8 protein-coding genes and 1 pseudogene are annotated in these 10,000 nt (G+C 33.0%); 6 read left to right on the plus strand and 3 right to left on the minus strand.

Going from position 1 to position 10,000, the window contains the following annotated elements; genetic code table 11:
- Both LDL23_RS04485 and LDL23_RS04490 read left to right on the plus strand, forming a co-directional pair.
- A partial coding sequence (locus tag LDL23_RS04485; RefSeq protein WP_291264641.1) for an LmbE family protein occupies positions 1–1,973 on the plus strand: 1,973 nt, incomplete at its 5' end.
- Positions 1,974–2,086: 113 nt separating this feature from the next.
- On the plus strand, positions 2,087–3,772 hold the full coding sequence (locus LDL23_RS04490; RefSeq protein WP_291264642.1) for a sodium:solute symporter: 1,686 nt from the start codon (positions 2,087–2,089) through the stop codon (positions 3,770–3,772).
- Between the two features lie 55 nt (positions 3,773–3,827).
- Here LDL23_RS04490 and LDL23_RS04495 read toward each other — a convergent pair whose 3' ends face one another.
- A complete protein-coding gene (locus LDL23_RS04495; RefSeq protein ID WP_291264643.1) occupies positions 3,828–4,679 on the minus strand; it encodes a DUF2911 domain-containing protein in 852 nt (283 codons plus the stop codon).
- A gap of 134 nt (positions 4,680–4,813) precedes the next feature.
- On the opposite strand from LDL23_RS04495, the gene LDL23_RS04500 reads away from it, so the two are divergent.
- The 4 genes from LDL23_RS04500 (at position 4,814) to LDL23_RS04515 (ending at position 8,839) form a co-directional block, all read left to right on the plus strand.
- A complete protein-coding gene (locus LDL23_RS04500; RefSeq protein WP_291264644.1) occupies positions 4,814–5,281 on the plus strand; it encodes an SRPBCC family protein in 468 nt (155 codons plus the stop codon).
- Between the two features lie 4 nt (positions 5,282–5,285).
- Positions 5,286–5,984 carry an SDR family NAD(P)-dependent oxidoreductase gene (locus tag LDL23_RS04505; RefSeq protein ID WP_291264645.1) on the plus strand — a complete coding sequence of 233 codons (699 nt, stop codon included), beginning with the start codon at positions 5,286–5,288 and terminating at the stop codon, positions 5,982–5,984.
- Between the two features lie 71 nt (positions 5,985–6,055).
- Positions 6,056–7,342, plus strand: a complete 1,287-nt coding sequence (locus tag LDL23_RS04510; protein WP_291264646.1) for a deoxyribodipyrimidine photo-lyase — start codon at positions 6,056–6,058, stop codon at positions 7,340–7,342.
- A 36-nt stretch (positions 7,343–7,378) separates the two neighbouring features.
- Complete coding sequence (locus tag LDL23_RS04515) at positions 7,379–8,839, plus strand: deoxyribodipyrimidine photo-lyase (RefSeq protein ID WP_291264647.1); 1,461 nt, start codon at positions 7,379–7,381, stop codon at positions 8,837–8,839.
- On the opposite strand, the gene LDL23_RS04520 is transcribed toward LDL23_RS04515, so the two are convergent.
- Together LDL23_RS04520 and LDL23_RS04525 are read right to left on the minus strand one after the other, a co-directional pair.
- The gene (locus LDL23_RS04520) at positions 8,836–9,492 is read right to left on the minus strand and encodes an HAD family phosphatase (protein ID WP_291264648.1); all 657 of its coding nucleotides are present in this window, start codon (positions 9,490–9,492) and stop codon (positions 8,836–8,838) included. The two genes, LDL23_RS04515 and LDL23_RS04520, sit on opposite strands and share 4 nt — an antisense overlap.
- Before the next feature lies 1 nt (position 9,493).
- Positions 9,494–10,000: pseudogene (locus LDL23_RS04525) on the minus strand (ribonuclease Z); the annotation flags it as partial.

The raw sequence follows: 10,000 nt of genomic DNA on the forward strand, positions 1-10,000 counted from the left end.
ATAATACTCCTGGTACAACCCACGGACATCATACCGCTTCGGCAATGTTGAGTTTGGAAGCGTATGATTTAATAAAATATAAACCAAAACGCATTTTTTTCAATACTTCTTGGTGGTTTTACGGAAGTCAGGAAGCGTTTGATGCTGCTGATAAATCAAAATTATTAGCCATTAATTCTAACGTATTTTACCCTTTAAAAGGAAAAAGTAACAACGAAATTGCAGCTTTGAGCCGAAGTCAGCACAAATGCCAAGGTTTTGGAACTTTAGGAAGTCGTGGCGATGAAACTGAATATTTAGAATTGCTAAAAGGCGATTTACCAAGCAATACCAATCTTTTTGAAGGAATTGACACGTCTTGGAATCGAGTAAAAGGCGGGAATGAAATTGGAAAAATTCTGTACGAAATTGAAAAGAATTTCAACTTTGGAAATCCGTCAGTTCATATTCCGAATTTAATTAAAGCGTATGATTTGATTCAAAAATTAGAAGATGCACATTGGAAAGAAATCAAATCAAAACAAATCATTAAAATTATTGAAGCGTGTAGCGGTTTGTTCATGGAAGCGGTTGCAGATACTGAAACCACAACAAAAGATAGTAATTTCAATATCAATATTGAAGTCATTAACAGAAGTCAGTCAAATGCAAAATTGATTTCGGTGAAAGCCTTGCAACTTCCATTAGAAACCAAAAATTCCGTTTTAAAAAATAACGAAAAAATCAATTTTCAACTTAAAAATGTAGTTATTGGCGAAAATATTGATTATTCCAACTTATTCTGGTTAAAAGAAAAACAAACTGAAGGAATGTATCGTGTTTCGGATAAATCCATTCGAATTTTGCCTGAAGTTTCATCTAATTTTCCAGTCGTTTTCACCATCGAAATTGAAGGAAAAACAATTGAATTCGTAAAAAATATTTGCTACAAATTCAATAATCCAGATGACGGAGAAACGTATGTTCCATTTACAGTTTTACCTGATGTTACGACTAAAATTGAACCTGAAGTTATAATTTTTAACGGAACTCAATCTAAAGAAATTATGGTTTCAATAAAAGCACACAAAGCCAATGCAAAAGGCGTTTTATCGTTGAATATTCCGAATGATTGGAAAGTAAATCCAAAAGAAATTCTGTTTGAAATTACCACCAAAAACGAAGAGAAAAAGTTCACATTTACGCTTTATCCAACCAAACCCGAAATTGCAACAAAGTTGAGTGCAAAAGCTCAAATAGGCAATCAAACATTTACCGATAAATTAATTACGATTCAATATCCACACATTCCTAAACAAACCATTTTAGTACCTTCTGAATCTAAATTAGTAAAATTAGACATTGCAACTAAAGGCAAAAATATTGGCTACATTATGGGTGCTGGCGATGAAGTAAACAAGAATTTAGAAAATCTTGGATTTAAAGTTTCAACGATTAATCCGAACGAAATTTCAATAGAAAAACTGCAACAATATGACGCAGTAATTTTGGGAATACGAGCATTTAACGTTATCGATGAACTGAAATACAAGAATAAAATCTTATTTCAGTATGTAGAAAATGGTGGTAATTTAATAGTTCAATACAATACTACTAATAATTTAGTTACCAAAGAAATAGCACCATATAATTTAGAATTATCAAGAGATCGTGTTACCGATGAAAATGCTAAAGTTACATTCTTAGCACCAAATCATAAAGTATTGAATCAACCTAATAAAATTACCGAAAAAGATTTCACGGGTTGGGTTCAAGAGCAAGGTTTATACTATCCAAACAAATGGAGTAACGAATTTATTCCTATTTTAGCATCAAATGATGAAGGCGAATCTTCAAAAACGGGTGGTTTAGTAATTGCTAAATTTGGTAAAGGAAATTATATTTACACAGGTTTAAGTTTCTTTAGAGAATTACCAGAAGGAGTAAGTGGTGCTTATCGATTATTTGCAAATTTAATTGCTTTGGATAAATAAAATAAGAATGAACAAAAACAAACATCAATGGAAAAAAAGTTATAGCATCGTTTTGATACTGAATGCTATATATATACTTATATTCTATTTAATAATGGAAATTTACACCTAATATGGATATTTTAGATTGGATTGTTTTATCTACTACCCTTTTTTTTATTGTTGTTTATGGTGTAATGAAAACCAAGGGTAGCGCCAATGTTGAAGATTATCTTTTGGATAATAATCAAACTCCTTGGTTTACCGTTGGAATATCTGTTATGGCTACACAGGCTAGCGCCATTACGTTTTTATCTACACCAGGCCAAGCCTACCATGACGGAATGGGATTTGTGCAGTTCTATTTTGGGTTACCATTAGCCATGATAGTAATTGCATACACATTTATTCCTATTTACCACCGACTAAAAGTGTTTACGGCTTACGAATATTTAGAACAACGATTCAATATTCAAACGAGAACACTTGCTGCTATTTTATTCTTAATTCAAAGAGGATTAGGTACTGGAATCACCATTTATGCACCATCAATTATTTTATCGGCACTTTTAGGTTGGAACTTAACCTATCTAAATATTATTATTGGTATTTTAGTTATCATCTACACGGTAACTGGAGGAACTAAAGCTGTGAACATAACCCAAAAGCAACAAATGTTTGTTATTATGTCAGGGATGTTTATCATTTTCTTTTACATTTTAGCAAATCTTCCTCACGAAGTTGATTTTTCAAACGTACTTCATATTGCAGGTGCAAATGGAAAAATGGATATTTTAGATTTTTCTTATAATCCTGAAACTCGTTACACTTTTTGGAGTGGAATTACCGGTGGATTTTTCCTAATGCTATCCTATTTTGGAACCGATCAATCTCAAGTAGGTCGATATCTTTCTGGAAAATCAGTAAAAGAAAGCCAAATGGGACTAATCATGAACGGAATTTTAAAAGTGCCAATGCAGTTTTTTATCTTGTTAACGGGTGTTTTGGTTTTTGTTTTCTTCCAATTTAACGATGCGCCTTTGCATTTTAATCCCACTAATGTAGAAAAAGTAAAAGCATCTGAACAAAAAGCAGCATACGAAAATCTAGAACAAAAATTAGTTCAATTGAATACTGATAAAAAAATTGTAAATCAAATTTACATTGAACAACTAAAACACAACGAATACGACAATCCCATTCTGAAAAAGCAAATGGTTGCACTTTCGCTGAAAGAAAAAGACTTACGCGAAGAAGCAAAAGCAGTTATAGCAAAAGTAGATGGGAAAACCGAAACTAACGATAAAGATTATGTATTTCTTTATTTCATCTTAAATTATCTTCCTAAAGGTATTTTAGGATTGTTATTAGCTGTTATTTTTAGCGCCGCAATGTCATCAAGTGCCTCTGGATTAAATTCATTAGCAGCTACCTCTGCTATTGATATTTACAAACGAAATGTAAATGCAAAATCAGACAAACATTATGTATATGCAACACAATATTTCACTGTTTTTTGGGGAATTGTAGCTATTGGATTTGCTTGTATAAGTTCGTTATTCGAAAACTTAATCCAATTGGTTAATATTATTGGTTCTATTTTTTATGGAACCGTTTTAGGAATTTTTCTGATTGGATTTTATATCAATTATATCAAAGGAAAAGCAGTATTCATTGGTGCTTGTATTAGCCAATTAGCCATTTTCTATATTTTTTACTTAGATATTGTAGGGTATTTGTGGTTGAATTTCATTGGTGCTTTACTTACAATTGGATTATCCCTTATTCTTCAGAAATCCTTTAATAAGTCTGAAATATAAAAATCAAAAAGTCCCGAAATATTTCGGGACTTTTTATTAAATTAACTCTTAACTACTATTTTGACCATTCAGCAATGCTGTCTTTGTTCATTTTTTCGTAATCAGCATTTCCTGCTTTTACTGATAATGCTAATGATTCTTTAGCTGTAACAATAGCTCCTTTTTTATCTCCCATTTTAGCTTGGATTAATGATTTTAATCTCAAATACCAAAATGGTACATCTTGTCCTTTTGGAGAATTAGTAACTGATAAATTAACCCATGTTAAAGCTTTGTTTAAATCTCCATTTGATTGATAATAATATTGAGCTGAAGAAAAATAATCTACAGCTGAAGGGCCTGCTAAAGTTTTTTCAATACTTTTCATTGCCATCTCTTGAGTTGGAACAGTAAATGGAATGGTTACCATTGTTCTTTCCCAAGATAGTTCAATTACTCCTGAATCATTAGTTAAATTATTCAAGAAAATTGATAAAGATTCTACTGGTTTATTCAACGTTTCTGGCTTAACGGTAACTTTTAAAGCAACTTTAGATTCGTCCCAATTTTCAGGCAATCCCCAATTGTTTGTATCAGAATAAAAAATAATATCCCAGCTATCTGCTTTAGGAGTGGTAAATAAAGCGTATTTACCTTTCTTTAAATCTTTGCCTGCTATCTTAACATCTTCACTAAATGAAAATGTAGTGTTCGCATTAGCTCCTGTTCTCCACATTTTTCCAAATGGAACTAAATCGCCATAAACGGTTCTTCCTTTTGCACTTGGACGTGAATACTCTACTTGAACAGTTGTCAATCCAACAACTTGTTCTACCTTAGCTAATGGACTCGATTGAGGCGTTTTTACTTGCGCTTCTACAACAAAATTGGCTAGTACTACAGCCAACATAACAATAATTTTTCTCATAGGTTTCGTTTTTAGATTTCCAAATTTACAAATTGTAATAGAATCAAATGTTAATTTAAACTTAAATGAATAATTTTTGTTTAATTTTTTATAAAAAAGATTAAACAAATTTATATCTTTACAAAAAAATAAATATGAAAATATATAGATTGCATACCAAACAAAATTTACCAATTAGCATCGACAAAGCTTGGGAACTTTTATCTGATCCAAAGAATTTGCAATTGATTACACCTGATTATATGGGATTTAAAATTATTTCTGGAGCAGACAGACCGATGTTTCCTGGGCAAATCATTCAATATATCGTGACTCCAGTTTTAGGAATTCCAACGAAATGGGTTACCGAAATCACTCATGTGGTGGACAAACAGTATTTTGTAGACGAGCAGCGTTTTGGTCCCTATGCATTGTGGCATCACAAACATTTCATCAAAGAAATTCCAGGTGGCGTTGAAATGGAAGATATAGTCGATTATAAAGTGCCTATGGGAATTTTAGGTCAATTGGTTCACCCTATTTTAGTGAAACCGAAATTAGAAGAAATTTTCGAGTACAGAAGAAAAAAATTAATCGAACTATTTGGTGAATTTAAAGGATAACATAATGAAAAACATACTATTAATTGGTGGTTCTTACGGAATTGGATTAGCCATAACAAAAGAACTACAATTTGAAAATAACGTTTATATCGCTTCAAGAAGCAATGAAAACTTAGCCGATGTAAAAGCAACTCATATTGCATTTGATGCTACTACTGATACCATTGATATATCTCAATTACCCGCAATAATTGATGGCCTAGTATATTGTCCGGGAAGTATCAATTTAAGACCTTTCAAAGGATTAAAACCAGAAGCTTTTGAAACCGATTTACAAATTAATTTCATAAGTTTGGTAAAAGTAATTCAATCGGTTTTGCCTAATTTATTAGCATCGGAACAAGCGAGTATTGTTACTTTTAGTAGTGTAGCTGCTTCCATGGGAATGCCATTTCACACTAGCGTTGCCGCATCAAAAGGAGCTATTGAAGGTTTTGCAAAAGCATTGGCAGCAGAATATGCTCCGAAAATCAGAGTAAATGTAATTGCACCATCATTAACTGACACACCATTAGCCGATAAATTCTTGAATAACGAAACCAAACAAGAAAAATCAGCCGAACGTCATCCTTTAAAACGATTTGGAAAACCAGAAGACAGCGCACAAATGGCAACCTTTTTATTAAGTGATAAAAGCAGTTGGATCTCGGGACAAATTTTCCACGTTGATGGTGGAATGTCAACCTTATTAGTAAACGGATAAAAATTTAAAAAACAACTTCAAGTTCAAACTCAAAAATCAAACTTGAAACTTGAAACCTGAAACAAAAAAATATGAACATCTTTTGGTTTAGACGCGATTTAAGAGTAGACGATAACGTAGGATTTTTTCATGCTTTGAATGGAGATGAAGAAGTGCTACCTATTTTTATTTTTGATGAAAACATTCTATCGCAAATACCAAAAAATGATGCTCGGGTAACCTTTATTCACGAACAATTAGAGAAAATTCAATCAGAATTGAAGAAGCACGGAAAATCATTAGCGGTTTTTCATGGCAAACCAATTGAAATTTTCGAAAAGTTAATTACTGAAAATACAATTTCATCGGTTAACACCAATCACGATTACGAACCTTATGCTCGCAAACGTGATAAGGAAATGAATCAGTTATTTGTAAGTAAAGGAATTTCATTCTTGACTTCTAAAGATCAAGTCATTTTCGAAAAAAGCGAAGTAGTTAAAGACGACGGAACACCTTATGTAGTCTACACGCCTTATTCGAAAAAATGGAAAGAGAACTTTAAGAAGATTAAATTGGTTCATTATCCATCAGAAGAAAAATTGGATAGAATTGCGCAGCACTCCTACCCTTTTTTATCGTTGGCTGATATTGGTTTTGAAAAATCTGAAATTAAAGTGACACCTTTTGATGTTTCTGAAAGTCTAATTCAGAATTACGAAGCTACTCGAAATTTTCCTGCTTTAAACAAAACCTCTTATTTAGGAATTTATCTTCGATTTGGAGCGGTTTCTATCCGAAAAATGATTGGAAAAGCTATCGCTGAAAAGAACGAAACCTTTTGGAATGAATTGATTTGGCGTGAATTTTTCATGCAAATTCTATGGCATTTTCCACACACAAAAAATGCAAGTTTTAGACCAAAATATGATGCCATTATCTGGGAAAACAATGAAGAATTATTCCAAAAATGGTGTCAAGGAAAAACAGGCTATCCTTTTGTTGATGCTGGAATGCGTGAATTGAATAAAACCGGTCACATGCACAATCGTGTTCGTATGATTGTAGCTAGTTTTCTATGTAAACATCTTTTAATCGATTGGCGCTGGGGCGAAGCCTATTTTGCTCAAAACCTTTTGGATTACGAAATGGCCAGTAACGTTGGAAATTGGCAATGGGCTGCAGGTTCTGGAGTGGATGCTGCACCTTATTTCCGAATTTTCAACCCAACAGAGCAAATCAAAAAGTTTGATAAAGACTTAAAATATATTAAAAAATGGATTCCTGAATTGGAAACTCAATATTATCCAAAACACATTGTAGATCATAAAGAAGCACGTGAAAAATGTCTCAAAGTCTACAAAGAAGCTGTTGGTTAGAATAGCGATGCCCTAAAAATTATAAAACGAATAAAAATGAAAATTGTTTGGTTCAAGAGAGATTTGCGTTTGCACGATCATGAAGCCTTACATGAAGCCTTATCGACTTCTGGGAAGACTTTATTGCTTTACATTTTCGAACCATCGTTGATGAAAGATTATCATTACAGTCAACGTCATTTTGATTTTATAAAACAGTCTTTAGAAGCGCTTCAAAAAGAATTACAAAAATATCATACCCAAATTTTAATTGTTCAAGGTGAAGCTGTAACAGTTTTTGAAAAACTATCGAAACTTATTTCCATCAGAGCCGTTTATTCGCATCAAGAAACTGGAATTCAATTGACTTTTGATAGAGATTTAGCAGTGGCTGAATTCCTGAAAGAAAAGGGAATTATTTGGAATGAATACATCACAAACGGCGTTATTCGGGGCATCAAAAATCGAAAAACATGGAAAGGAGATTGGTATGATTTTATGGATAAAGATTGTCTTCCTTTTCAACCTACACCCAGAAGTTTTGTCAAATACATTGAAATTGAAGAATTAGAAAATCATTTTGAAATTCCATCAATTCAAACGGTTCACAATCCCAATTTTCAGAAAGGTGGCGTTCCAACGGCTTTACGCTACATGAAATCATTTTTTGAAGAACGCGTTCAAAATTACAGCAGCCACATTTCAAAACCCGAATTAGCTAGAAAAGGTTGTAGTCGTTTATCACCTTATATTGCTTGGGGAAATTTATCAATTCGACAAGTGTATACCAAAGCTTGGGAATTGCATCAGCAAGGAAAATTTAAGCGTCAGATTTCTAATTTTGCTTCTCGTTTGCGTTGGCAAGCGCATTTCATTCAGAAATTTGAGATGGAATGTTCTATGGAATTCATCGCTGTAAACAAAGGCTATCGCAATTTAAATCAAAGAGTTAACGAAAAATACCACAAAGCTTGGATAACAGGAAAAACTGGCGTTCCGTTAGTTGATGCTTGTATGCGTTGCTTGAATACAACAGGTTATTTGAATTTTAGAATGCGCGCTTTGGTGGTGTCGTTTTATACGCATCATTTGTTCCAACCTTGGCAAAATTGTAGCCCGCATTTGGCCCAACAATTTTTAGATTTTGAACCTGGAATTCACTATCCTCAAATTCAAATGCAAGCTGGCGTTACTGGAATCAATACACTTCGTGTTTACAATCCGGTGAAAAATTCATATGAACATGATGAAGATGGAAATTTCATTAAAAAATGGGTGCCTGAATTAGCAAATATTCCAACGGAATTCATCCACGAACCTTGGAAATTGACTCCAATAGAATCGATGTTGTATGGGTTTGAATTGGGACGCGATTATCCGAATCCTATTGTAAATTTAGAGGAAGCTAGAAAGTTTTCGAGTGATTTCTTTTGGTCGATGCGAAAAAATGAATCCGTAAAAAAAGATAGTAAACGCATTTTAGCGAAACATACCTTACACGATCAAGAAATGAGTTAGTTCAAATCGCGAACTTTTTCAAAATTCAATTCGTTAAAATGTCGAATAACTACATTAGCTTTAGATAAATCTTGGTCTTTCGAATGAAAACTATCGTAACCCACACAGAAAATCCCTGCTGAAACTGCAGCTTGAATTCCGTTGGTGCTGTCTTCAATTACGATGCAATTTTCTTTTGGAGCAACTGATAAACTTGCAGCATGTTCAAAAATGGCAGGATGCGGTTTCGACTTTGGAAAATCTTCTCCCGAAACAATATGGGTGAAATATTGATGTATATTAAATCGTGTAAAAACTCTATTAATGGTAACTTTTGAAGCTGAAGAAGCTACAATTAGCTGAATTCCGTTTGCATGCAAGTCTTTGATTAACTCTTCTACTCCATCAATCAAATACAAATCTTCTTTCAAATCGAAAGCTTCATTAAATAAATGGCGTTTTCTTAAGATTAAATCTTCCACGTCTTCTTGTAAATCGAACTGTGCTTTTAATTTCTGAAAGATATTTCGAGTGGAATTTCCTGTAAACGAACGATACATTTCATCTGAAACTTCGATGCTTAATTCATTAAAATGATGGTAATACGCAAAATGATGCACCGGTTCGGTATCTACAATTACGCCATCCATATCGAAAATTACAGTTTGTATCATATTAAAATTCAAATTCTTTGCCGTCATCGGCTAAAAGTACAGTTTCAAAAATAGTTTCAGCTTCCGTTTTGAAAGGTTCGATAGAACCATAACGTGTAGAATAATGTCCTAAAATTAAGTTTTTAGCATTAGCTAATTTTGCAATTTTAGCCGCTTCTTTTGCTGTTGCATGTTTGGTTTTCTCTGTGTACTGTGCTTCTGATTCTAAGAAAGTAGATTCATGATACAACACATCAACATCTTTGATAATGGGAACAATAGATTCATCATACAAAGTATCGCTACAAAACGCATAACTCATAGGAGCATCGGGTGGAAACGAAAGTAATTCATTTGTTATCACTTCACCTGAATCTAATGTCACATTACCGCCAGATTTAATTTTATCGAAATACACTTTTTCAATTTTATATTTCGCAACAGCTTCGACATTCAAATGGCGTTTTCCTAACTTTTCTTGAAACAAAAATCCGTTGGTATATACTCGATGATTTAATGGAATCGTTTT

Origin of the sequence: Flavobacterium sp. (assembly GCF_020217025.1) — a bacterium.
In the GTDB taxonomy this organism is placed as follows: Bacteria; Bacteroidota; Bacteroidia; order Flavobacteriales; family Flavobacteriaceae; genus Flavobacterium.